23 protein-coding genes are annotated in these 22,077 nt (G+C 60.6%); 10 read left to right on the forward strand and 13 right to left on the reverse strand.

Features of this window, described 5'->3' with window-relative positions; all coding sequences use genetic code 11:
• Positions 1 to 24: 24 nt before the first annotated feature.
• The 3 genes from GRI43_RS09250 to galE all read right to left on the reverse strand — a co-directional run bounded on the left by GRI43_RS09250 (position 25) and on the right by galE (position 1,949).
• Positions 25 to 636, reverse strand: a complete 612-nt coding sequence (locus GRI43_RS09250; RefSeq protein WP_160730851.1) for an HAD-IA family hydrolase — start codon at positions 634 to 636, stop codon at positions 25 to 27.
• 72 nt (positions 637 to 708) lie between these two features.
• A complete protein-coding gene (gene ykgO, locus GRI43_RS09255) occupies positions 709 to 834 on the reverse strand; it encodes a type B 50S ribosomal protein L36 (protein WP_007165381.1) in 126 nt (41 codons plus the stop codon).
• Positions 835 to 935: 101 nt separating this feature from the next.
• Positions 936 to 1,949 (reverse strand): UDP-glucose 4-epimerase GalE, encoded by a 1,014-nt coding sequence (gene galE / locus GRI43_RS09260; protein ID WP_160731663.1) that lies wholly within the window; start codon positions 1,947 to 1,949, stop codon positions 936 to 938.
• 123 nt (positions 1,950 to 2,072) lie between these two features.
• Between galE and GRI43_RS09265 the strand changes: the two genes are divergently transcribed.
• Both GRI43_RS09265 and GRI43_RS09270 read left to right on the forward strand, forming a co-directional pair.
• The gene (locus GRI43_RS09265) at positions 2,073 to 2,684 is read left to right on the forward strand and encodes a DUF4136 domain-containing protein (RefSeq protein ID WP_160730852.1); all 612 of its coding nucleotides are present in this window, start codon (positions 2,073 to 2,075) and stop codon (positions 2,682 to 2,684) included.
• A 12-nt stretch (positions 2,685 to 2,696) separates the two neighbouring features.
• On the forward strand, positions 2,697 to 3,827 hold the full coding sequence (locus tag GRI43_RS09270; protein WP_160730853.1) for a M14 family metallopeptidase: 1,131 nt from the start codon (positions 2,697 to 2,699) through the stop codon (positions 3,825 to 3,827).
• On the opposite strand, the gene GRI43_RS09275 is transcribed toward GRI43_RS09270, so the two are convergent.
• Genes GRI43_RS09275 through GRI43_RS09285 form a run of 3 tightly spaced genes read right to left on the reverse strand, consistent with a single transcriptional unit; the run spans position 3,824 to position 5,459 of the window.
• A complete protein-coding gene (locus GRI43_RS09275; protein ID WP_160730854.1) occupies positions 3,824 to 4,228 on the reverse strand; it encodes a cytidine deaminase in 405 nt (134 codons plus the stop codon). The two genes, GRI43_RS09270 and GRI43_RS09275, sit on opposite strands and share 4 nt — an antisense overlap.
• Before the next feature lie 18 nt (positions 4,229 to 4,246).
• Complete coding sequence (locus tag GRI43_RS09280; RefSeq protein WP_160730855.1) at positions 4,247 to 4,948, reverse strand: glycoside hydrolase family 25 protein; 702 nt, start codon at positions 4,946 to 4,948, stop codon at positions 4,247 to 4,249.
• A 13-nt stretch (positions 4,949 to 4,961) separates the two neighbouring features.
• Entirely contained in the window at positions 4,962 to 5,459 is a 498-nt protein-coding gene (locus tag GRI43_RS09285) for a UPF0262 family protein (protein WP_160730856.1), read from the reverse strand.
• A gap of 147 nt (positions 5,460 to 5,606) precedes the next feature.
• Here GRI43_RS09285 and GRI43_RS09290 point away from each other — a divergent pair, with 147 nt between their 5' ends.
• Positions 5,607 to 7,154: a replicative DNA helicase gene (locus GRI43_RS09290; RefSeq protein ID WP_202391689.1), complete on the forward strand. Its 1,548-nt coding sequence runs from the start codon at positions 5,607 to 5,609 to the stop codon at positions 7,152 to 7,154.
• A gap of 21 nt (positions 7,155 to 7,175) precedes the next feature.
• Here the strand turns inward: GRI43_RS09290 and GRI43_RS09295 are convergent, their stop codons facing one another.
• Entirely contained in the window at positions 7,176 to 8,348 is a 1,173-nt protein-coding gene (locus GRI43_RS09295; RefSeq protein ID WP_235903709.1) for a phospholipase D-like domain-containing protein, read from the reverse strand.
• Between the two features lie 129 nt (positions 8,349 to 8,477).
• Between GRI43_RS09295 and rpoZ the strand changes: the two genes are divergently transcribed.
• The 3 genes from rpoZ to GRI43_RS09310 all read left to right on the forward strand — a co-directional run bounded on the left by rpoZ (position 8,478) and on the right by GRI43_RS09310 (position 10,936).
• Positions 8,478 to 8,822, forward strand: coding sequence for a DNA-directed RNA polymerase subunit omega (gene rpoZ, locus GRI43_RS09300; protein ID WP_160730858.1), 345 nt, complete (start codon positions 8,478 to 8,480; stop codon positions 8,820 to 8,822).
• Positions 8,823 to 8,969: 147 nt separating this feature from the next.
• On the forward strand, positions 8,970 to 9,701 hold the full coding sequence (locus GRI43_RS09305; protein ID WP_160730859.1) for a ParA family protein: 732 nt from the start codon (positions 8,970 to 8,972) through the stop codon (positions 9,699 to 9,701).
• A gap of 59 nt (positions 9,702 to 9,760) precedes the next feature.
• Positions 9,761 to 10,936, forward strand: a complete 1,176-nt coding sequence (locus GRI43_RS09310; RefSeq protein ID WP_160730860.1) for a DUF3667 domain-containing protein — start codon at positions 9,761 to 9,763, stop codon at positions 10,934 to 10,936.
• Here GRI43_RS09310 and GRI43_RS09315 read toward each other — a convergent pair.
• From GRI43_RS09315 to GRI43_RS09325, 3 genes are all read right to left on the reverse strand, one after another.
• Complete coding sequence (locus GRI43_RS09315) at positions 10,871 to 11,218, reverse strand: hypothetical protein (RefSeq protein ID WP_160730861.1); 348 nt, start codon at positions 11,216 to 11,218, stop codon at positions 10,871 to 10,873. The two genes, GRI43_RS09310 and GRI43_RS09315, sit on opposite strands and share 66 nt — an antisense overlap.
• Positions 11,219 to 11,225: 7 nt before the next feature.
• Positions 11,226 to 13,175, reverse strand: coding sequence for an ATP-dependent zinc metalloprotease FtsH (gene ftsH, locus GRI43_RS09320; protein WP_160730862.1), 1,950 nt, complete (start codon positions 13,173 to 13,175; stop codon positions 11,226 to 11,228).
• A gap of 93 nt (positions 13,176 to 13,268) precedes the next feature.
• Positions 13,269 to 13,910, reverse strand: a complete 642-nt coding sequence (locus GRI43_RS09325; RefSeq protein ID WP_160730863.1) for a TetR/AcrR family transcriptional regulator — start codon at positions 13,908 to 13,910, stop codon at positions 13,269 to 13,271.
• 111 nt (positions 13,911 to 14,021) lie between these two features.
• Between GRI43_RS09325 and GRI43_RS09330 the strand changes: the two genes are divergently transcribed.
• Genes GRI43_RS09330 through GRI43_RS09345 form a run of 4 tightly spaced genes read left to right on the forward strand, consistent with a single transcriptional unit; the run spans position 14,022 to position 18,333 of the window.
• The gene (locus tag GRI43_RS09330) at positions 14,022 to 15,134 is read left to right on the forward strand and encodes an ABC transporter permease (RefSeq protein WP_202391690.1); all 1,113 of its coding nucleotides are present in this window, start codon (positions 14,022 to 14,024) and stop codon (positions 15,132 to 15,134) included.
• The gene (locus GRI43_RS09335; protein WP_160730865.1) at positions 15,131 to 15,847 is read left to right on the forward strand and encodes an ABC transporter ATP-binding protein; all 717 of its coding nucleotides are present in this window, start codon (positions 15,131 to 15,133) and stop codon (positions 15,845 to 15,847) included. Before GRI43_RS09330 ends, GRI43_RS09335 begins: the two co-directional genes overlap by 4 nt.
• A 15-nt stretch (positions 15,848 to 15,862) precedes the next feature.
• The gene (locus GRI43_RS09340; RefSeq protein WP_160730866.1) at positions 15,863 to 16,888 is read left to right on the forward strand and encodes an HlyD family secretion protein; all 1,026 of its coding nucleotides are present in this window, start codon (positions 15,863 to 15,865) and stop codon (positions 16,886 to 16,888) included.
• Positions 16,885 to 18,333: an efflux transporter outer membrane subunit gene (locus GRI43_RS09345; RefSeq protein ID WP_160730867.1), complete on the forward strand. Its 1,449-nt coding sequence runs from the start codon at positions 16,885 to 16,887 to the stop codon at positions 18,331 to 18,333. The genes GRI43_RS09340 and GRI43_RS09345 overlap by 4 nt, the downstream gene beginning before the upstream one ends.
• Here the strand turns inward: GRI43_RS09345 and GRI43_RS09350 are convergent.
• Genes GRI43_RS09350 through GRI43_RS09360 form a run of 3 tightly spaced genes read right to left on the reverse strand, consistent with a single transcriptional unit; the run spans position 18,303 to position 22,037 of the window.
• Positions 18,303 to 19,280: a HupE/UreJ family protein gene (locus GRI43_RS09350; protein ID WP_160730868.1), complete on the reverse strand. Its 978-nt coding sequence runs from the start codon at positions 19,278 to 19,280 to the stop codon at positions 18,303 to 18,305. The genes GRI43_RS09345 and GRI43_RS09350 overlap by 31 nt on opposite strands.
• A complete protein-coding gene (locus GRI43_RS09355) occupies positions 19,277 to 20,086 on the reverse strand; it encodes a peptidyl-prolyl cis-trans isomerase (RefSeq protein ID WP_160730869.1) in 810 nt (269 codons plus the stop codon). Before GRI43_RS09355 ends, GRI43_RS09350 begins: the two co-directional genes overlap by 4 nt.
• Positions 20,087 to 20,096: 10 nt before the next feature.
• A complete protein-coding gene (locus GRI43_RS09360; RefSeq protein ID WP_160730870.1) occupies positions 20,097 to 22,037 on the reverse strand; it encodes a DUF3604 domain-containing protein in 1,941 nt (646 codons plus the stop codon).
• Positions 22,038 to 22,077: the final 40 nt, after the last annotated feature.

The raw sequence follows: 22,077 nt of genomic DNA on the forward strand, positions 1-22,077 counted from the left end.
CCGGGGGCCTTTTTTCTGCTCAGGCTATAACAGGCCGCGCGCTTCAAGGTCGCTTTCAAGCTGCGCGGCGCAGGTGAACAGATGTACCTGCCAACCGAATTCGCGCGCAGCCGCGATATTCGCAGCATTGTCATCGATGAAAAACATACTGCCGGCAGGCAGGCCAAACCGCTGCTGCGCAAGGTCGAAAATCTCGCGCCCTGGCTTGATGGTCTTTTCATGGCCCGAGACGACAATGTCGCCGAACCGTTCGAACACCGGTTCGGTCGGGCGGTATTGCGCCCAGAAATCGGTCCCGAAATTTGTGATTGCGAACAACGGGCAGCCGCGCGCATCCAGCCGTTCGATCAACTCGACCGTGCCCGGCACGCGGTCGGGAATCGTTTCGAGAAAGCGCGCGCCATAGGCTTCTATCTGCGCGGAATAGGCTGGATACAGCTCTATCCGCTCAGCGATCATGTCCGCGATCGGGCGTCCTGCATCATGCTGCATATGCCATTCTTCTGTCACGACATTGCCCAGGAACCAATCGAGCTCCTGCGGATCTTCGATCAGCTTTTCGAACAACAGGCGCATGTCCCATTGGACAATCACCCGGCCCACATCGAAGACGACAGCCTTGATTACGTCAGACATGCAAAAAGCCCCCGCTTTCGCGGAGGCTCTCTATTCCGGCGTCACCGCGAACGAGCCGCGGTGCGACCACCATTAGCCCTGGCGGGCCTTGAAACGGCGGTTGGTCTTGTTGATCACATAGGTGCGGCCGCGACGACGGATGACGCGGCAATCGCGGTGACGGTTCTTCAGCGACTTGAGGCTGTTACGGATCTTCATGGTTTGGTTTTCCAAAAATAAGGGCACCGGAGGTAGTCTCCGATGCCGGAATTTCAAGCGCAGCAACTAGGGGGCGAATCAGATGGCGTCAAGGCACAAGGTCAGACGTCACCTCTGATTTCGGCCAGTTTTCGTTCCCATTGCAGCGCGTGGGCAATGATTCCATCGAGGTCGGCATGCTCGGGCTCCCACGGAATGGTCGAGCGGATACGTGACGGGTCCGATATCAGCGACGCCGGATCACCTGCGCGCCGCGGCTCCATCCTGCGGTCGATCGTGCGATTGGTAACACGGTCGACGGCATCCAGCACCTCCATCACCGAAAAACCTCGGCCATAGCCGCAGTTCATGATCAGCGAACGGTCCGGCTGTTCCATCAACGCCTCCAGCGCAAGCACATGCGCGGCGGCCAGATCGGCAACGTGAATGTAATCGCGAACGCCGGTTCCATCGGGAGTGTCATAATCGGTGCCAAACACGGCAACATGGTCGCGCTTCCCCAGCGCTGCCTCAACCGCAACTTTGATAAGATGGGTCGCGCCGGCAGTCGACTGGCCGCTGCGCCCCTGCGGATCGGCACCGGCGACATTGAAATATCGCAGCGCACAGAAATTCAGCGGATGCGCAAATGCTGTATCGCCCAGCATCTGTTCGGTCATCAGCTTTGACCAGCCATAGGGATTGATGGGCCGCTGCGGCGTGTCTTCGTCCACCGGTGACACATCCGGAACGCCGTAGGTCGCAGCGGTCGAACTGAAAATGAAGTGCGGCACACCCGCCTTCACCGCCGCATCGATCAGCGCGCGGCTCTTCACCGTGTTGTTGTGATAGTATTTGAGCGGATTCTCGACCGATTCCGGTACGATTATCGATCCGGCGAAATGCATGACCGCGCCGATACCTTGCTCTTCGCAGATGCGCGCCAGCAAATCGCCGTCTTCGATATCGCCCTCATAGAACGGTACGCCTTCGGGGACGGCAAAGCGGAACCCGGTTGTCAGATTGTCGATCACCGCCACCGGCCATCCGGCATCGCGCAGCGCCAGCACGGCATGACTACCGATATATCCGGCACCGCCGGTAACCAGAACAGGGACTTTCTTCGTATTTGCCATAGTCACGCGCTAGCACGCCTCGGAAATATAATGGTTAACACGGCTGCTGTTATTGGCCATATCGCAGTCAGGGCAAGCATGACCGGCAAACGGGGCCACTTAATTCGGGGCAGGAGAACACATATGAAACCGGCACTGCTATTGTTGGCCGCCGCTGCATCGGCATCGCTTGCGGCCTGCGCAACCGCGCCCAAGGTCAGCCCTATCGAAGTCACCCGTTTCCACCAGGCCGGCACGCTGGCGCAATTGGGGCAAGGCAGCATCTTCGTCGAAACCGCGCCGGGTCAGGATACCGACACCGCTGACATTTCTGTGTTCAAGGCTGCGGTTGCCGCAGAACTGGAGCAGCTCGGCTACCGCGAGACGCCGCGCAGCGAAGCCGCGCAGATCGCGCAGGTCCGAATGGAACGATATGTCTCGAAGCCGGGCGAGCGGCGCAGCCCGGTAACGGTTGGCGGCGGCGGCTCCGTCGGCAGCTATGGCTCGGGCGTCGGGGTCGGCATCGGCATCAATCTGGGCGGCGGCCCGCGAGAGATGCTAGCGACCGATCTGGGGGTCATGATCCGCGACGCCGCTACGAACAATGTAATATGGGAAGGGCGCGCGTCTTTCTCGGTAAGTGATAATTCAGAATTCGCCGATAGTGGAGCCAACGCCTCGGCGATTGCCGACGCTCTCTTCAGCGAGTTTTCCGGCAATAACGGTGAAACGGTTGAAGTGCGGATCGCCAAGTAAAGAATGGAAAACATGCATAATATTCAGATCGACGCCAATTTCGACAGCGGCAATATCGAAGTCCTGTCAATTGATGGCGCGAGCGCGCGCCTGGCAATCCGGCCGGACAATGAATCCGAATTCAAGCAGTGGTTCCATTTCCGCGTCAGCGGGGCTGCGGGGCGCGAACTTGTGCTCAAGATCGATCAACTCAACAATTCCGCCTATCCGCTGGGCTGGCCCGACTATAACGCCCGCGTCAGCGAAGACCGCGAATATTGGGGTGCGGCCGAAAGCTCTTATGACAAGAGCGAAGGCGATGGCACGCTGACCATTCGCTACACCCCGGCCAGCGACATTGCCTATTTCGCATATTTCGCCCCCTATTCGATGGACCGCCATCACGATCTGATTGCCGAATGCGCGGCGAGCGAGGGCGTGCACTATGAACGCCTCGGCGAGACACTGGACGGGCAGCCGCTCGATTACCTGACTTTTGGCGAAGGTGAGACCAAAGTCTGGATCACCGGCCGCCAGCATCCCGGCGAAACGCAGGCGGAATGGTGGATGGAAGGCGCGCTGGAGTGCCTGACCGATCCGACCGACACGGTGGGCCGCGTGCTGCGCCAGCGCTGCACGTTCCACATGGTCCCCAATTGCAATCCGGACGGTTCACGCCGCGGGCACCTGCGCACCAATGCCTGCGGTGCAAATCTAAACCGCGAGTGGGAAAACCCGACGGCGGATCGTTCGCCCGAAGTACTCGCCATCCGCGGCAAGATGGACGAAACAGGCGTCGACTTCGCGATGGATGTGCACGGTGATGAAGCTATCCCCGCTGTGTTCCTGGCCGCCTATGAAGGCATTCCGGACCTGACCGACGAACATTACGAACAATTCACCAGCTACGAAGCCATACTGGAACGCCGCACGCCAGACTTCCAGACTGCCAAGGGCTATCCCAAGTCAGCGCCGGGCAAGGCCAATCTGTCGATGTGTACGACGCAGATTGCGCACCGGTACAAATGCCCCGCGATGACGCTGGAAATGCCGTATAAGGACAATGACGATCACCCCGATGCGGAGCAGAACTGGAGCCCGGAACGCAGCAAGATGCTAGGCCGTGACTGCCTTGCCGCGCTGCTGGAATGGCTTGACCGTTAAGTCAGGCTGGCCGGGCCGAACGCTTCCGGCAGCAATACCGACAGCTTGATACGTTTCACTAGGTTCGGGCCGACACAGAGTATTTCCGGGTCGGTCCCGCCCAGCTGCGCCAGCTCGTTCAGCACCTGCCGGCAGCGGCCGCAGGGGGTAATCGGTTCATCACCGGGCCCGGTGACCGCCACCGCCTTCAGCCCGCCGCGAACGCCGTCTGCCATCGCCTTTGATACGGCAACGGTTTCCGCGCACAGGGCAAGGCCGTAGCTGGCGTTTTCGATATTGGTGCCGGTCACCACGCTGCCATCTTCGAACAGCAACGCCGCGCCGACCGCAAAACCGGAATAGGGGCTGTAGGATGTCTGCGCCGCAGCGCGCGCTGCATCGATCAACTGGTCGTCATTCATTTCCCGCTCCTGATCCGGTCATGGCTGAACCACGACCCATTCTATTGGCTCATCCGATGCCGCGCTCTGCAAATTCTCGTTTGCCGACCACAGCAGCCATGGCCGCCGGGCATAAGTCGGCGCAAACCGCGTGCGATTGACCCACAGATTGCGCTCCAGCCGCGCGGATATGCCGTAGGCTGATTCGAACTCCGGCTCGATCTTCAGGATCGCCGGTTTGCCGGTATGGTTTTCGATCTGGTTGATCAGCGTCATCAGCTCGCTTTCAACCGCCGCCGCGCTGACGCGTTTCGGGCAATCCTTTGCTGTCTGGCTGAGCGCGATGACCGGCGGCAGCATATTACCGCCGCGCGGCACGATGGTGACGAAATTGGCCGTCTGCCCATCGGCAAGCGTGCACGGATCGAAGATGTGGACCGCGCCGACATCCAGACCGGCCTGGTTAGCGGCCGAAAGATTGCGCGCGAACCGCTGATCTCTGCCCTCTGTTCCAATGCTGGATGCGAGATATACGAAGTCGGCTCCCAGTGCAGCGAGTGTGTTGAAATTGACCAGCCCGTCTGCCTGCGTGATCAGTGCGCCCTGGTCCGGGTAGGCGTCTTCATCCGGGGTCCAGCGCTGGACATCCCACCACAGCCATGCCGCCGCGCCAGCGGCCAGCAGCGCGATGATGGCGATGATACGCCATAGCCAGCTGACCGGTTTTTTCCTGCGTGCCATTACCCGGGTGCCTTCAACCCTTGATGTGCAGAACGCAAATCAGCGTGAACAGACGGCGTGCAGTGGCGAAATCGGTTTCCACTTTGCCTTCAAGCCGTTCCAGCAACAATTCCGCTGCGCCGTTGTGGACCCCGCGCCGCGCCATATCGATGGTTTCGATCTCTGCAGCCGTCGCCTTGCGAATCGCCTGATAATAGCTGTCGCAAATCGCGAAATATTCCCGGATCGGACGGCGGAACCGGGCGAGGCCCAGAATCAGCTCCTCCAAGACGTTTTCATCCGTATCCATGATCGTCAGTGCCAAACGGCCATCACGCACGGCCAGCGCCAGATGATACGGGCCGTTGTGCCCTTTCTCCGCCGCCCTGATCGGCTTGAACGTGTTCTCCTCGATCAGGTCGAAGATCGCCACGCGCCGTTCCTGCTCCACATCGGCATTACGCCACAGGATCGTATCCTCGTCGAGCGCGATATGGGCGATACGCCAATCTGGTTTGGTGGAGCCGGACATCTGTGACCGCTTTCGCAGATGCGAAGGGTGACTTGCAAGCTAAACCAAACTCATCCCCGCTATCCACAGGTCAATGCGGCAAACTGGCACTCAATTTTTGCCGCCAGCCCCTTGCAAATCAGGTCACCTCACGCGCAAAAGGCCGCCATGTCCGATGAACAATTGCTTGTCCGCCCTGATGCAGGAGCGTCTGCCGATTCCCTTGGTGAATCCGGCGAGAAACTGCCGATGGGCCGCAGCCTCCCCTCCAATATCGAGGCTGAGGCCGCGTTTCTGGGCGCAGTTCTGATCGACAACAAGGTGATCGAGGAACTGCCGATACCGATTCGGCCCGAACATTTCTTCGAACCGGTGCACCAACGCGTCTATGACCGTGTACTGACCCTGCTGGACCGGAACGCCGTGGTCACGCCGGTCACGCTGAAACCCTATTTCGAAACCGACGAAGCGCTGAAGGAACTGGGCGGGATCACCTATCTCGCACGCCTTACCGCCGATGGTCAGGGCCTGCTCGCCCCGCGCGAGCTGGCTGAGCAGATCTATGATCTCGCATTGCTCCGCGAACTGGTGACGGTTGGCCGCACTCTGGTGGAGGGCGCACTCGACACCTCCGAAGATGTCGCGCCGATGCAGCAGATCGAAGAAGCAGAAGCGTCGCTGTTCAAGGTGGCAGAGGGCGCCGGGGGCCAGAACGAGGCATCATCATTCTCCGCCGCCTCGCACAAGGCGCTTGGCCTGATCGAAATGGCGATCAATTCGGGCGGCAATATCTCCGGCAAGACAACCGGCCTGTCCAGCATCAACCAGAAGATCGGCGGCCTGCACGATTCGGATCTGATCATCCTTGCCGGACGTCCGGGTATGGGCAAAACATCGCTGGTCACCAACATCGCGTTCAACTGTGCCGACCGTTACCTGCGCGACAAGGCTGACGGGATCGAGGAAACAGTCGGCGCGCCGGTGGCATTTTTCAGTCTGGAAATGAGCGCCGACCAGCTGGCAACACGTATCCTGTCCGAACAGGCGGGCATTTCTTCCGAAGCGCTGCGCATGGGCAAGATCAGCCGTGACGATTTCCAGAAGCTGAGCTTTGCCAGCCAGCGCCTGGCCGAATTGCCGCTGTTCATCGATGACACGCCAGCACTGACCATCGCCGCGCTGCGCACCCGTGCCCGCCGGCTGAAGCGCAAGCATGATATCGGCCTGATCATCGTCGACTACCTGCAATTGCTGCAGGGCACCGGCCGCGCCAACGACAACCGCGTGAACGAGATTTCGGAAATCAGCCGGGGCCTTAAAACCCTGGCCAAGGAACTGGAAGTTCCGGTTATTGCGCTGTCCCAGCTCAGCCGTGCGGTTGAACAGCGCGAAGACAAAACCCCGATGCTGTCCGACTTGCGCGAATCCGGCTCTATCGAGCAGGACGCCGACATGGTCTGGTTCGTGTACCGCGAAGACTATTACGTCGCATCGAAGGAGCCCAAGCGTCCGATCGAAACGGACGACCAGAAAGTGCACGAAGCACACGCCGCTTGGATGGCGGAAATGGAGCGCGTGTTCGGACTGGCCGAACTGATCGTCGCCAAGCAGCGCCACGGTGCGACCGGCAAGGTCAGGATGCGGTTCGAAGCGCGGATTACGAAGTTCAGCGATCTCGCCGATGACGATATTCGCGGTGAGTACGACGAGGGCTAGCGGAGCCGGCCCGAGGCTCCGTTACAAACCGGCGTTCAGGCGCCGGCTGACGGTGTAGTCGAGCACCGAGACAAGGAACCAGCCAGCCCACCATTGCAGGATACTGATCGGACCGCGCCGCTTGCGGTGCAGTTCCGGGGTGATCTCCATCGATGAGTCGATCATGTCGTCGATCAGGCAGCGCACCTTGTCCGCCACCTCATCGTCTTCCACCCGGATCATCAGCTCCATATTCACCCGGATCGACCGGTGATCGAAATTCGCGCTGCCGAAATAGACCGCGTTGTCGATAACCATCAGCTTCATATGCAGCTTGCAGGGCTGGAATTCGTAGATCTTCGCTCCGTCTTTCAGGAACCCGCCATAGGTGGCCCGCGCCGCGCCGACTGTCGCGCCATTATCCGATTTCCCCGCCATCACCAGACGCGCGGTTCCGCGCCGGGGAATTTTGCGGATTAAACGGCGGAAGCTGCGCGGCGGCGAGAAATACGCCATCACCATATCCAGCCGCGATGCCTTGGCCAGATCGCGTTTGACGTTCAGATTCCAGTTGCTGGGCACGCGGGTCGGGCCGCCGACCAGAAAACGAACCTTGCCCTCACCCGGGTCCCAATCGCGCACCATGGTGCGGATTGCGCGGTATTGCGCCTTTGGCGAGGATGTCCATTCCGAAAGCTGGCCGAACCAAGCGCAGATATCCTTCACGACCGGCCCGCGCACGATAACGCCCAGATCGGCCCATCCGTTTTCTTCGGGCGGTTTGAAATAATGTTCGGAGACGTTGAACCCGCCCATCAGCGCGGTTTCCTTGTCCACGATGGTCATCTTCTGATGGTTGCGGATCAGGTAGCGGAGCGTCTTCTTGGGATTGAAGACCGCGAATTTTCCGCCCGCATCGACGATTGGCTGGAAGAAATCCTGCTTCGCATCGGTCCCGAATCGGTCGACCACCAGGTGAACGTCGACACCGCGTTTCTGCGCCTCGACCAGAGCATCGCGCACGATCCGCCCTGCAGGATCATCCTGAAACATGTAATAGAACAGGTCGAGTGTGCTTTCGGCCCGGGCGATCATCGCAAGGAGCGCGTCGAACCGGTGAACCCCGTCGGGCAGAAACTCGAAAACATGGCCTTGCGCTTCTACCTGAAACGGCTTTGGATATGCGTGCTCACAGGCATCTGGTTCAGCTTCCATCCGACCCATTTGGCCCTCTGCGATAGTCTAGGCAAGGCCGTTGCGCAGCACGCCGCAAATTCTTGACTCTCGCCGGGCTTGCGCCTATTCGACGCGCTTTCCTGAAACACAAGTTTTACTGGAGTGCCCATGGCGCGCGTTACCGTCGAAGATTGCGTCGACAAGGTCCCTAACCGTTTTGACCTCGTTCTGCTTGCTGCACAGCGTGCCCGCGAGATTTCGGGCGGCGCAGAACTCACTATCGATCGCGATCGGGACAAGAACCCGGTTGTCGCCCTGCGTGAAATTGCAGAGCAGACGATCAAGCCCAAGGAACTCAAGGAAAGCGTCATCACCGGCCTGCAGAAAATTCTGCCTGACGACGAAGACGAAGCGGATGAAGTCGGCTCGCTCAGCCAGTCGGCAGAAGCGCTTCGGATCACTGCATCCGCGCCCACCCGTTCAACTTCGATTGGCGCCGATTACGACGGCTGACCGATTACGAACTAGTCCCGCTGCGGGGCATTTAAAGGCCGCTCCTTGACGGGGCGGCCTTTTGCGTTTGCAACCCCCTTTTGCTTTTGAGAACCAGTGCGTTCGAAACAGGCACGGTGATATACCTGCCGGATTTGTGGAAGCCCTATGGCGGTAATCGCGATCTACAGTGTGAAAGGCGGCGTTGGAAAAACCACGCTTGCTGCAAATCTGGCGTGGTGTTCGGCCAGCATTTCTGAGCGTGCGACTCTGTTGTGGGATCTCGATCCGTCGGGCGGAGCCGGATTTCTGCTCGATGCCGAACCAGCCGCAACGAAACCGGTAGCGCGAATTTTCTCGAGCGACCGCGTGCCTGCCGAACTGGTCTCGGCCACACCTTACCCGCGGCTGAGCCTGCTGGGCGCAGACGAAAGCGTGCGCACGCTTGATGCCCACCTCAACCGCGTCGGATATCGCAACCGGCTGTCGCGAATGGCGGATACGCTTGAACGGGATTTCGACCGGATCATTCTCGACTGCCCGCCGGTCATGAATGAACTGAGCACGCAAATATTGCGGGTGGCGGATGTGATTATCGTGCCCTTGCCTCCTTCCCCGCTGTCGACCCGGTCGTTCGACCAGATATCCAGGGCTGCAAAGGCTTCGGGCAGGAAACACCCGCCGATCCTTCCGGTGCTCAACATGCTCGATATGCGGCGCAGGCTGCATGTCGAGGCGCGCGAAGCCGCCAGCGACTGGCCCGCAATCCCCTTTGCCAGCGCGATCGAGCAATGTGCGGTGCGCCGGAAACCGATTGGTGCGTTTGCCCCATCCACCCCGGCAGCGCAGAGCATCGAGAAGCTCTGGACCGCAATCGAGCGCAAGCTGATCGGCAGCTGACTGCTGCGATTTCCCGCTGCCCCCTCGACCAATTCGGCCCGGCGCGGTATTTGTACCGGATGAGCGGGGAAATAGGCGATATATCAGGTGCTGTCGGCGAAGGCGTGCTGGGCGCGGGCTTGGCCGGCGCGGTTGAACCAAAGACCGGAACGGACACACCGGGACCAGACGGACACACGCACGAATCCGCCTGCCTGAACTGCGACACGCCGCTGATGGGTGCGCATTGTCATAATTGCGGCCAGCGCGCGCACGTCCACCGGTCTCTGCGCGGCTTCATGCACGATTTGGTGCACGGCGTGCTTCATTTCGAAGGTAAATTCTGGCGAACCATGCCGCTGCTGATCTGGCGGCCAGGCAAGGTGATGCGCGAATATATCGACGGCAAACGGGCCAGGTACCTCAGCCCGATAGCCTTGTTCCTGTTCACTGTGTTCGTCAGCTTCGCCCTGTTCAACGCAAATGGCGGGTTCGGCGACATCTCACCGGAAGTTCAAGGCGCCACCTCGGCAGAACTGCAGGAGAGCCTGAAACAGGCTGACCGCACAGTTGCCGACCTTAACGATCAGCTCGCCTCGGCAGAATTGACCGCCGAAGAACGGGTAGCCCTGCGGGAGAGGATCCGCGGCGCAACGGCCTCCCGCGATCTGATCGCAAAACTGGCGGAAACAGGCGCGGCAAGCGATGGAAGCGGTTCATTGATCAAACCGACGATCACAGTCGATCCGAGTGATCTGGCTGCGGCCGTTCAGGGCGAAACTAACGATGCCGCCACTGCGTCAAGCGTGGAAGAAACCGCCACCGACGAAGCTGCCAACTGGCTGGAACAGTCATGGGAAAAGGCGCGGGATAATCCCGGCCTGCTGCTCTATAAACTGCAGACCAATGCTTACAAACTCAGCTGGTTGTTGATCCCACTCAGCCTGCCATTCATGTGGATTCTGTTCCCGTTCAGCCGCAGGTTCAAACTGTATGATCACACCGTGGTCGTCACCTATTCAATCAGTTTCATGACGATGCTGGCAGTGATCATGTCCGTCGGGATCGCGTATCAGATCTGGCCGCTGATCGCGCTGCCTGCGCTTTATGCTCCGTTCCACCTCTACCGCTCTCTGCGTGGGGCTTACGGGCTGAGCCGTTTCGGCGCAATTTGGCGAATGCTGGTCCTGTCAGTCAGCATCTGGATCACGATGACCCTGTTTATCCTGATCATGATCGGCATCGTAGTCGCCTGACACTGGATCGCCCACTCCGCGCTGCTGTCCGGCAGGATATGCCAGAACGCCATCAATCAAGCGAAGTATCATAGCCCAAAACAGGTTCATCGCAGCGAGCATCAGCACGCCAACGAAGGCATCGGTAAAGAGCCCGGGGAGCTTGTCGGCGTTCAGCACCAGTCCGATTAAGATCAGACCAAGAACCAGCACCGACGCCCGCTTAAGCAGCCATTGGCCGCCCAGCATCAAGTCATAGACAAAGCCAAGCCGCCGCCGGTCAGCCGGTGACAACCTGGCCACTCAGCTATCAGGCACCCTGCGGTGCGCTGTCCCCGGAACCGCCGAACTTCTTGCCCGCCTTCGGGATCGCGGAACCATGCATCGGCTTGACTACAGCGGGACCCTTGGGCGCGTCGGGACGGTCAATCTTGCCATTGTCCATCAGCTGGTCGATCTCTTCACCTGTCAGCGTCTCGTATTCGAGCATCGCCTGCGCGATCAGGTGCAGCTTGTCTTCCTGTTTCTTCAGAACATCGGTCGCACGCTTGTGTGCGTCTTCGACCAATTGCTTGATTTCCGCATCGATCAGCTTGTTGGTTTCCGCACCGGCCATGGTCCGCTGGGTCTGGCCCATGCCGAGATACCCTTCCTGGCTGGCTTCATACTGGAGCGGGCCGAGCTTGTCGGACATGCCCCATTTGGTCACCATGTTGCGGGCCAGATCGGTTGCGTACTGGATATCGCTCGACGCGCCGCTCGACACCTTGTCGTGTCCGAAGATAATTTCCTCGGCAACGCGGCCGCCCATGGCAACTGCAAGGTTCGCATGCATTTTATCGCGGTGATAGGAGTAATTGTCCCGTTCCGGCAAACGCATGACCATGCCCAGCGCGCGGCCGCGCGGAATGATCGTAGCCTTGTGGATCGGGTCAGAAGCCTCTTCATTCAGGCTGACAAGCGCATGGCCGGCCTCGTGATAGGCCGTCATTTTCTTCTCGTCGTCGGTCATCACCATGGAACGCCGTTCGGTGCCCATCATGACCTTGTCCTTGGCGTCTTCGAATTCCTGCATCGCAACCAGACGCTTGTTACGCCGGGCAGCCAGTAGCGCCGCCTCGTTGACGAGGTTGGCAAGGTCCGCGCCGGAGAAGCCGGGCGTGCCGCGCGCAATTGTGCGGGCATTCACGTCGGGTGCCAGCGGTACCTTCTTCATGTGCACGCCGAGGATTTTCTCGCGCCCGTCGATATCGGGAATGGGAACCACGACCTGACGGTCGAAGCGGCCGGGACGAAGCAGTGCCGGGTCAAGAACATCAGGGCGGTTGGTTGCCGCGATGATGATGATGCCTTCATTCGCCTCGAAACCATCCATCTCGACCAGCAGCTGGTTGAGCGTCTGTTCACGTTCGTCGTTGGAATTGCCAACCCCGTTACCGCGGTGGCGGCCAACCGCGTCGATTTCGTCGATGAAGACGATACACGGAGCGTTTTTCTTGGCCTGTTCGAACATGTCGCGCACGCGGCTTGCGCCGACGCCGACGAACATTTCGACAAAGTCGGAGCCTGAAATGGTGAAGAACGGCACGCCCGCTTCGCCCGCGATTGCACGCGCGAGCAGCGTTTTACCGGTACCGGGCGAACCGACCAGCAGCGCGCCTTTGGGGATTTGTCCGCCGAGCTTGGAGAAGCGCTGAGGGTCCTTCAGAAACTCAACGATCTCTTCCAGCTCCTCGCGGGCTTCATCGATGCCCGCGACATCCTCGAACGTCACCTTCCCCTGACGTTCGGTGAGCAATTTAGCCTTCGATTTGCCAAAGCCCATCGCACCGCCTGCACCGCCGCCCTTCTGCACCTGGCGCAGGGCAAAGAACGCGATGCCGAGTATCAGGATGAACGGCAGCGACTGGATCAGGATGTACAGCAGCGGGTTCATCGTCTCACGCGCGACACCGGTATAGCTGACTTCGTTTTCGTCGAGCAGCTTGGTCAGGCCAGAATCGTTGCCGACCGGCACCGTGGAGAACGTCTCGCCATTCTTCATCGTGCCAGTGATCTTGTCCGCGCTGATCTCGACCTTCGCGACCGACCCTTCGGCCACCTTGTCACGGAAGCCGGAATAATCGATCAGAGTCGCGTTGGGCTGTCCGGCATTGCCGAACATGGTCACCACCAGCAGGAGCGCCATGAAAATGCCGCCCCATACCATCAGGCTTTTTACCCAGGGATTGGGTGTCTGCGGTTCGTTTTCGTCGTTCATCGGCGAGAAGGTCCTTATCTATCCCTGATAATGTAGGAGCACGCGAGTGAATGGCAAGCTAACGCCGTTCACCGGCAGGTGCGAAAAATGCGATCAGTCTGATCTGCGGTAGGCGGCAAGAAAAACCTCGACCGCGCCCTCGAGACGTCTGCGGTTCAAATCACGATCTATCGCAGCGCCGAATCGCCGCTCCAGATCGCCGAACCCCTTCGACATCGAGGCGAATTGTTCAGCGGCCACCATAGTGTCTTCGATGTCCAGCCTGCCAGCCGCAACGAGGCTGTCGAGCAGAGCCGAGAATGCGCGCTTCATACGCCGCGGCCCGGCGTCGAGAAATGCGATACCCAGTTCCGGATCATGCACGGTTTCCGCAGCAATCCGGCGTTCGAATTGGATCATCTCGGGCCGGGAAAGAAACGCGATCATCCCCTCACCGATTCGCCGGAACAACACGTGCAGATCCTCTGTGTTGCTGGAATCGATGGAAAAATGCCCGCGCATCTTTTCGCATTCGCATTCGACAGCGGCCGCAAACAGCCCGCGCTTGTCACCGAAGTGATTGTACACGGTGACTTTTGAAACCCCTGCCTTTGCAGCGACTTGTTCAATCGCAGTGGCAGCAAAACCGACGTCGAAGAACATCTGCGCGGCGGCCTCGACAATGGCCGCACGCTTTGCATCATCGGTCGGGCGACCGAGACGCTGAGTGGTTTTCTTCTGGTCGCCCGTTGACAAAATGAACGGCTCCGTTCAATTAAACGCTAACGTTCAATATGTAGGGAAGTGGCGCGAAATCACAACCCTGCGCCGCGCAAGAGGTGGCTAGTGCTCTGGATCGCGATCCGCATGCTGACAGGCGATCGGCAGAAGTTCTACGGGCTGCTGTTCGGCATCGCGTTTTCCACCCTCCTGATCACGCAGCAGCTGACGATCTTCGTCAATCTGCTCGAACGCGGGGCAAGCGGTGTCTATAACGTTTCCAGCGCAGATGTGTGGGTGATGGACCCGGTCAGCCGGACCAGCGATGTCGCTTATGCCATGCCGTCTACCGCGCTTGACCAGGTGCGCGGTGTCGCGGGCGTTGAATGGGCGGTGCCGCATATCCGGGGTCAGGCCTCCGTCAGGACCAAGGATGGCGATCTGGAAGGCGTTGCGATCATCGGGGTCGACGATGCCACGCTGATCGGTCTGCCAAAAGGCATGATAGAAGGCAGCACTGATGTCCTGTCGCAGCCGGATTCAGTCATCATCGACGATGTCGGCGCGGCGCGCATGTTCCCCGGAGCGTCCCCGATGGGAGAACGGCTGGAACTCAATGACCAGCGAGCTGTCGTCCGCGGGATTGCCGATGCCATTCCCAGCTTTACCAGCACCGTGGTGCTGTACACCAAATACAGCCAGGCGCTGCGATATGTGCCGGGCACGCGCAACCGGCTGAGCTTCGTCCTTGTCGGTGCCGCCGATGGCATAAGTGCAAAAGAACTGACCGAAAGAATCGAAAAGCAAACCGGCCTGAAAGCCGAAACGCGTGACGAATTCGCGCAAGGCGGGGTCAATTTCATTATCGAGAATACCGGTATCCCGCTCAATTTCGGGATCACCGTGCTGCTGGGTTTCATTGTCGGGGTGGCGATTGTCGGCCTGACTTTCAGCCTGTTTATCCGCGACAACATCAAGCAGTTCGGCGCGCTCAAGGCGATCGGCGTTACCAATGGAAAGATCGCCCAGATGGTCGCCATTCAGGCGGGAATGGTCGGCATGATCGGATACGGTCTGGGCGTCCTGGGAACGGTCGGGTTCATTTCCGCCTTTTCCAACAACCCCACTTTCAAGGGGTTCTATATTCCCTGGCAGATACCGCTCATTTCGTTTGCGGCGATGGTGCTGATCATCACTCTGACCGGCTGGGTCGCCCTGCGCGGGGTGATGAAAACCGAACCGGCGGCGGTGTTCCGATGAGCGGACAAAACACGACCACCGCAATCCGCACCCGCGGGGTCACCCGGGATTTTTCGGCGGGACAGAATACGATCACCGTTCTGCACGGTATCGACCTCGAGGTGCAATCGGGAGAGCTGACCTATCTGGTCGGCGAATCCGGGTCCGGAAAAACCACGCTGATTTCGATCATGTGCGGAATCCTGTGGCCGACGCAGGGCGAGGTCGAGGTGTTTGGAACCGATATCTATGCCTTGTCGGATACTGAGCTGGTCAATTTCCGGCTGCAAAATATCGGTTTCATCTTCCAACAGTATAATTTGATCCCGTCGATCGACGCTGCGTCCAATGCGGCAGTGCCGCTGATTGCGCAGGGTATGGACCGCAAGCACGCTCGCGAACGGGGCGTCGCGATGCTGGAAAAGCTCAACATTGCCGATCAGGCAGACAAATTGCCCAACCAGCTATCCGGCGGTCAGCAGCAACGCGTGGCAATCGCGCGGGCGCTGGTCCATGAACCCCGTCTGGTCGTGTGTGACGAACCGACCGCAGCGCTGGACGCAAAATCGGGCCGCAGAGTCATGGATTTGCTTCGCGAAGTTGGCGTTGCAGAGGACCGCAGCGTTATCATCGTTACTCACGACAACCGCATTTTCGACCTCGCAGACCGCATCCTCGTGCTTGAGGATGGGCGCATCACGCATGACGGCACCGACATGCCGGAAGATCACTAGAGACGGACACCAGACATGGCCTTGCTCCCACAAAACCTCAGTTTCTCGCGCCGGATTCTGCCGATCATTGCGCTTGTCGGTCTGGCCTTCGCGGTCTTCTTCATCTGGCGCGGCCTGCCCGATCGCAGCCTGTCCGAACCCGATCAGGAACCGGCCCGGGCGACCGGCGCGCTGGCCAATTCCTCACGCGTGGCGGGGGCAGGCCTTGTCGAGCCGTCCAGCGAGATTATCGACATCGGCACCGCGCTGTCCGGCCTGGTTACCGATTTGCGTGTGCAGCCCGGCGACTATGTGACCAAGGGCCAGCCGCTGTTCACGGTGGATGACCGCGCCGCCCGTGCGCGCATTGGCGAAACCAACGCGGCAATCGGCGAAGCCCGCGCCGCCATCGCCGAGGCACAAACCGCGCAGCGCACGGCAGAGGCGCAGCTGGCGCTCTATCGCAGTGTAGAAGATTCAGCCGCAGTCAGCCGGTCCGAAGTGATCAAGGCCGAGGGTGACGCATCCTCCGCCCGCAGCCGCCTGCAACTGGCCCGCGCCCGGCTGGCCGCAGCGCAGGCCGCCTTGTCCAGCGCGCGCACCGAACTGGGCCGGCTGACAATACGCGCGCCGATCACAGGCGAGATTCTTGCGGTCAACATCCGGCCCGGCGAATTTGTTTCGACAATGGGCGGAAATTCGCAGCCATTTATCCGCATGGGCGAGACCCGGCCGCTTTATATACGGATCGACATTGACGAATCCGAAGCGCCCCGGATCAAGCTGGGTGCGCCCGCTCTGGTATCCCCGCGCGGTGCAGCCGATCGTCAGGTAAATGCCGAATTCGTCCGCGCCGAACCACTGGTCGTGCCGAAGACATCGCTGACCAACAGCGCCAGCGAACGGGTCGATGTCCGCGTGCTGCAAGTGCTGTATCAACTGCCCGCAGATGCCGAAGGGGCGGAGCAACTTTTCCGCGTCGGCCAGCAGGTCGATGCCTTTATCCCCGCCGTGGATGGCGAGAATAATGGCGGCGGCAAAACGCAGGAAACCGCCGAATGAAACACGCAGCGCTCATATTGGCGGGTATTTCCAGCCTGACGCTCAGCGCCTGCGTGGCTGGCCCGGCACCGGATATCGCCGTGCCCGCGCCGGAACTGCCGGCAACATTCGCCTTTGCGCCGGATGCAGCCACAGCAGCTTCACTCGATGCTCTGCTGCCAGCCAACGATCCAGCCTTCGCCGATCTTTCTGCCAAGGCGCTTGCAGGCGCGCCAACCCTGCTGGAGGCGGCGGCACGGGTCGATGCCGCAATTGCGCGCGCGCGCGGTGCAAGCGCGAACCGGTTGCCACTGGTAACCGGCGATGCATCCATCACCGGCACACGCACGAACCCAAGCCAGTTCGGTGCAGGCTTGCCTGCGGGGATTGGGATCGACACCGAACGAGTGGCCTACGGCGCAAACCTTGCGGCGGTATGGGACCCGGATATCTTCGGGCGCTTGCGATCGCAAGAACGCGCTGCCGCAAACCTTGCGGATGCCGCTGGCGCAGACGCGGCATCCATCCGCCTTGCGCTGCTTTCGGAAATCGCGGGCAGCGTTATCGACTGGCGCACGGTTCAGGCACGCGAAGCCGCACTGTCGGAAGACCTTGTTGCAGCGGAATCGCTGGTTGCGCTGGCCGACATTCGTGAACGCGCGGGTATTGCGCCGGGGTTCGACCGGGTGCGCGCAGAAACCGCGGCAGAGGCCAGCCGCACACGGATCGCAGCGCTGGCAAGCGAGAAGGCACGCATAGTCGGCCGATTGACCACGCTGACCGCACGGTCCGCGCAATCGGTGCGCAATTCGCTCGCCAGCGACGCCCCATCTGTGGGTGCCCCTGCACCGCCAGCAAGCACTCCGTCGAATTTGCTCGCCAATCGTCCCGATGTTCAAGCGGCCGCAGCGCGGCTCGCGGCGGCGGACGCTGATCTTTATGCTGCTGCAGCAAACCGGTTTCCGCAATTCAGCCTTTCTGCCGTGCTCGGGCTGCTCGCTTTCGATCTTGGCGACTTGTTCGATGACGATGCGGTGGTTGGTTCAGTCGGCGGATCTCTGCTTGCCCCGTTACTCGATTTCGGGCGCATAGAAGCGCAGATAGACGGTGCCGCTGCCGGCAAACGCGCCGCGTTTCAGGCCTATCGCGGCCAGGTTTTCACCGCGCTCGGCGAGGCGGAGGCTGCCTATGGACTGGTCGCGGCGGCTGACCGCGAACTGGTAACGGCGGAGCGTGAACGCGCCAGCGCAGCACGCGCCGCTGAACTGGCAGAAGTCCGGTTCCGGGCCGGCCTGTCGAACTTTCTCACCGTATTGGATGCGCGGCGCGCGGCGGACAGTTCGGGCGAGCGCGCGGCGGCATCACGTGGCCGGGCCCAGCGCGCACGGATCCTGTTATGGCAGGCGCTTGGCGGCGATGCAGGCACTCCTGCCGGTCAGGTAGCAACCCTTTCCACCAGCCAGTAAGCCCCCGTGATTCCGATCGCGTAGGCGGCCAGCCGGATCGACGGCAGATATGCGGCTGCGGCGAACCGGCGGGCTGCGGCAAGGATCAGCAGCACTGCGCCCACGATCAGCAACTGCCCGGCCTCCACCCCGATATTGAAGGCAAGCAAGGCGGGGGCAACTTCCCCTTCGGGCAGGCCGATCGAATTAAGCGCGCCGGCAAAGCCGAAACCGTGGAGCAGGCCGAACAGGAAGGCGACAACCCACGGAAAACGCCGGGTCAGCGTTTCGCGGCCGCTGCGTAACCGTAGAACCTCGACCGCCAGAAACACGATCGACAGCGCAATCAGCGCCTCCACCGGCCTGCCCGGCAATCCGACAAAGCCCAGCGAAGCCGCGGCCAGAGTAATGGAATGGGAAACTGTGAAGGCTGTGGCGGCGGCAATTGCGGCTTTCCAGCGGCCAACCAGCAGAACCAGCGCAATCACGAACAGCAGGTGATCCCAGCCAGCAAGAATGTGTTCCACACCCAGCGCGAAATAGGTTTGCAGAACCTGCAAGGTGCCGGGTTGCTGCGCGATCAGCGCGGCGGGCTGGCTGGCGGTCAGGCGCATGGCCTGCGCCGGCCCGTCAAGCGGGGCAATCCGCACGAGCATATCCGATTGCCCCAGCATGTCGGGCATCGCAATGGTTTCGCCCCCGATCGTCCCGGAACATTCGACCTGCGCTGAACCGATTATCGCCTGCGCGGCAATGCCGATATCGGGCACCCCGGCAAAGGCGCAATTGGCGGGCAGATGCGGCGGCGAAGGCCGGTCAGCAGGCGCGGCGGCGACCGGTTGTTTCCACACCAGCTGCCACGTGCCCGCTGTCTGCTCGGTCAATTCCATGTAGCCGGGCCGCAGCTCATCTGCATGCAGCACGGCAGGCCAAAGCATCAACGCGATCAAAACGAAGGCGCGGATCATTTCTCCACGGTCACATCGTAGGCATCGCGCAGCAATTGGTAAGCCTTGGCTTTGCGGTCTTCGAGGGTCTGTGCGCGCCAGTCATTCTCGACCTGTTCGCGTATCTGCGCAAACGGCGGCACCTTACCCGTATCGCGCTGGCGCAGGCGGATCAGATGCCAGCCAAATCCGGACACGTGCGGTCCTGTCCATCGGCCAAGCGGCGCGATGTTATCCAGCTGTTCACGAAAGACGATGCCAAAGCGGCCCTCCACCGCATCGGCGGTTTGCTGTTCAGCGGTTGGCGGCAGCGAAATCGTCTGCCCGAGCGCCTGCCAGCCCGCGCCGGAATTCAGGCTGGCCAGCGCGGCCTCAGCGCGCGTTCGCTCTGAAAAATAGAGCTGATCGAAAGTGTAGGCCGTATCGTTCGCAAAGCGCTGAGGGCGGTCTGCGAGCCATTGCCGCAGCGTCCGGTCCGACGGCTCCTCCGTCTCGGCTGCGCTGGCGGAAAGATAGTCCATCTTGTTGGCGAGGCGTTTGCGCACGACGGCATCGCCCTGATCCAGACCCAGCCGCAATGCCTCGCGGTAGAGGATTTCCTCGCGCAGCCACGTTTCCGTCAGACTGTCGAGTTCCGCATCGGTTGGCGGCCGCTGCATGGTCTGTTGCCATTGCAGCGCCAGCCGCGCGCGGTCTTCCTGACTGATCGTGATCGTTCGGCTGGCCGGGTCAGCGGGCTCGCCCTTCCATGCGAAGAATGCGAACAGTGCCGCCCCCGCGATCAGGAAATGAACCAGCGGTTCCCGCACCAAAGTCTTTAGCGTCATGGCTTCGTATTTACGGAGCTGCACGATCTGGCAAGGGACCCTCTGACGCTGGGCCGATCCAGATCGGCGAGGTGTAGGCACGTTCCTGAGCCACGGCATCACGAAGCGCGTCTTCGCTCAGCTTGAAACCGAATTTCACTGCATCGAACAAGGTCCAGCGCGGGGTCGGAATTTCCAGCACGCGAACGTAATAGAATGCTCGCTGCCCCTTGGTGTAATCGGGGTCGGTCCACACGGTTTGCAATTCAGGCGCGCCAATGTCGTTGGTGTAGCTGGCGGTGGCCAGATCGACAGTGTTGCCAACCGCAGGGACCTTGCCGGCGACAGAGCGCCTGGTATCCTGATCCGACCACGCAACATCATAGACCTTTTCGCGCAAGGTGCCGTTACCATCGGTCCAGCCTTTGACGATTTGCACTCTGTCGAGATGCGCGCCGTCAGGGTCCTTGAGCGCCGAGACGATGAATTGCGGCGCCGTCCCGTTGTCGCTCAGTTCCCCGCCCATTGGCACACCGGCGGCATAGGCACCGGAAACCCAGTCAGACGCAAAATCGGTGCCGCTGAAATTGAACCCGCCGAAGAACCGCACGGTCATGCGCGGTCCGGTTGTCGCGTAAACCTCGCGCCGCATCATCGCGTCGAAGATCTCTGCACGGGTATTGGCCCGCGCCCAGACCGCTGCATATCCGCCAGCCAGGTAATTCCAACCGAAGCGGCCCTGACGCGTGCCGAGATTCTGCGATTCATTCGCACGCTTGGCATTCGGTTCGTTGCCTGTGTGCTTGCCGAAGAAATTGTCCTCGTCCGCAGTGGCGAGCGACGTATGGCTGTCAGTCGAGCCGATCATGCCGAACTTGTACGGGTTCGCGCCGGTCTGCTGTTCGATCGAGAGGCCGCGTTTCAGCGCCTCGCGCAGGTACTCGCCGGCGAACTGGGAATCCTCCTTCGCTGCGGTGAGAGGCAAATTGCCAAGTTCCCACCCGATATCGCCAAAACCGGCAAACTCGTCATTCGGTGAGAGGAACGGATGGCTTTCGCTGTCTCCCTTGATCTGGGTCGCTTCGACCACCGGTTCGCGCATCGCCCGGCGGCGCGCGTATTCGGCTGTCATCGGACCACCATCGGCCTGTGTCAGTTCGAACATCATGCCATTCGAAAGGTTCGAATTGTGCGGGATCGCCAGCACCCGGCCGCCGGTCGCTTTCTCGTAGGCATCCATGTAGTCGAACAAACCTTCGATATTTCCATCGATGCCCGGGAATGGCAGCGTTTTCGAGGTCTTGTCATAGCCATCGCGGTACATCACCACGCGGTGCAGATTGTTGCCGCCCGGCATCAGGGTCCATTCGTATCCGGCAATCGGGGTGAACTTGCCCGGTTGGTAATATTTGTCGAGCGTCGCAAGATGGCTCTGCCAGATATTGCGGGTGTTTTTTTCCTGTGTTTCCGGATCGCGCAACGCCTCTGGCAGGGTGCCGTCGGATGCGGCGGTGATCAGTTCGGCAATGGCCATCTGCGACTGTTCCGGCGATTCGTGCATCATGTCGTGCCAGCGCTTTAACGTCGGGTCCTGGATCAGCATTCGCGGCGCATCATACAGCCTGCGAGTGGCACCAAGACCGTCACTATGATCAGCGATAACCAGGAAATCGAGCGGGCGGGCCAGTTGCGCCTCTATTCCGGTAGTCGACATGACTTTGTCGCCGCGCGCAAATTGCAGCGCCGCTTCAGGGCCGAGACGCGTACCGAAACCGAAAGCATCAATCGAATTGTCGGTGTGGAGATGGGTGTCGCCCCATAGCACCTGCTGCGGATACTCGGCCACAGTAACAGCCGCTTCGGCCTCTGCCGCCTTTGCTGCACCGCGTTCAGGGTTTTCGCCCAGGAAGAACCACCAGACCGCAGCGCCTGCCGCGATCACCGCCAATGCGATGCCGAGTATCTTTTTCATGAATATCCTCCCCCGCCGCGGTTTTCCGCGGTCAGGCGGG

It is taken from the genome of Pontixanthobacter luteolus (genome assembly GCF_009828095.1).
GTDB classification, from domain to species: domain Bacteria; phylum Pseudomonadota; class Alphaproteobacteria; order Sphingomonadales; family Sphingomonadaceae; genus Pontixanthobacter; species Pontixanthobacter luteolus.

Bases quoted from the DNA above. Each gene is read 5' to 3' on its own strand.
- GRI43_RS09250 (WP_160730851.1), bottom strand. From the start codon at position 636: ATGTCTGACGTAATCAAGGCTGTCGTCTTCGATGTGGGCCGGGTGATT.
- ykgO (WP_007165381.1), bottom strand. From the start codon at position 834: ATGAAGATCCGTAACAGCCTCAAGTCGCTGAAGAACCGTCACCGCGAT.
- galE (WP_160731663.1), bottom strand. From the start codon at position 1,949: ATGGCAAATACGAAGAAAGTCCCTGTTCTGGTTACCGGCGGTGCCGGA.
- GRI43_RS09265 (WP_160730852.1), top strand. From the start codon at position 2,073: ATGAAACCGGCACTGCTATTGTTGGCCGCCGCTGCATCGGCATCGCTT.
- GRI43_RS09270 (WP_160730853.1), top strand. From the start codon at position 2,697: ATGCATAATATTCAGATCGACGCCAATTTCGACAGCGGCAATATCGAA.
- GRI43_RS09275 (WP_160730854.1), bottom strand. From the start codon at position 4,228: ATGAATGACGACCAGTTGATCGATGCAGCGCGCGCTGCGGCGCAGACA.
- GRI43_RS09280 (WP_160730855.1), bottom strand. From the start codon at position 4,948: ATGGCACGCAGGAAAAAACCGGTCAGCTGGCTATGGCGTATCATCGCC.
- GRI43_RS09285 (WP_160730856.1), bottom strand. From the start codon at position 5,459: ATGTCCGGCTCCACCAAACCAGATTGGCGTATCGCCCATATCGCGCTC.
- GRI43_RS09290 (WP_202391689.1), top strand. From the start codon at position 5,607: ATGTCCGATGAACAATTGCTTGTCCGCCCTGATGCAGGAGCGTCTGCC.
- GRI43_RS09295 (WP_235903709.1), bottom strand. From the start codon at position 8,348: ATGGAAGCTGAACCAGATGCCTGTGAGCACGCATATCCAAAGCCGTTT.
- rpoZ (WP_160730858.1), top strand. From the start codon at position 8,478: ATGGCGCGCGTTACCGTCGAAGATTGCGTCGACAAGGTCCCTAACCGT.
- GRI43_RS09305 (WP_160730859.1), top strand. From the start codon at position 8,970: ATGGCGGTAATCGCGATCTACAGTGTGAAAGGCGGCGTTGGAAAAACC.
- GRI43_RS09310 (WP_160730860.1), top strand. From the start codon at position 9,761: ATGAGCGGGGAAATAGGCGATATATCAGGTGCTGTCGGCGAAGGCGTG.
- ftsH (WP_160730862.1), bottom strand. From the start codon at position 13,175: ATGAACGACGAAAACGAACCGCAGACACCCAATCCCTGGGTAAAAAGC.
- GRI43_RS09330 (WP_202391690.1), top strand. From the start codon at position 14,022: ATGCTGACAGGCGATCGGCAGAAGTTCTACGGGCTGCTGTTCGGCATC.
- GRI43_RS09335 (WP_160730865.1), top strand. From the start codon at position 15,131: ATGAGCGGACAAAACACGACCACCGCAATCCGCACCCGCGGGGTCACC.
- GRI43_RS09340 (WP_160730866.1), top strand. From the start codon at position 15,863: ATGGCCTTGCTCCCACAAAACCTCAGTTTCTCGCGCCGGATTCTGCCG.
- GRI43_RS09345 (WP_160730867.1), top strand. From the start codon at position 16,885: ATGAAACACGCAGCGCTCATATTGGCGGGTATTTCCAGCCTGACGCTC.
- GRI43_RS09350 (WP_160730868.1), bottom strand. From the start codon at position 19,280: ATGATCCGCGCCTTCGTTTTGATCGCGTTGATGCTTTGGCCTGCCGTG.
- GRI43_RS09355 (WP_160730869.1), bottom strand. From the start codon at position 20,086: ATGACGCTAAAGACTTTGGTGCGGGAACCGCTGGTTCATTTCCTGATC.
- GRI43_RS09360 (WP_160730870.1), bottom strand. From the start codon at position 22,037: ATGAAAAAGATACTCGGCATCGCATTGGCGGTGATCGCGGCAGGCGCT.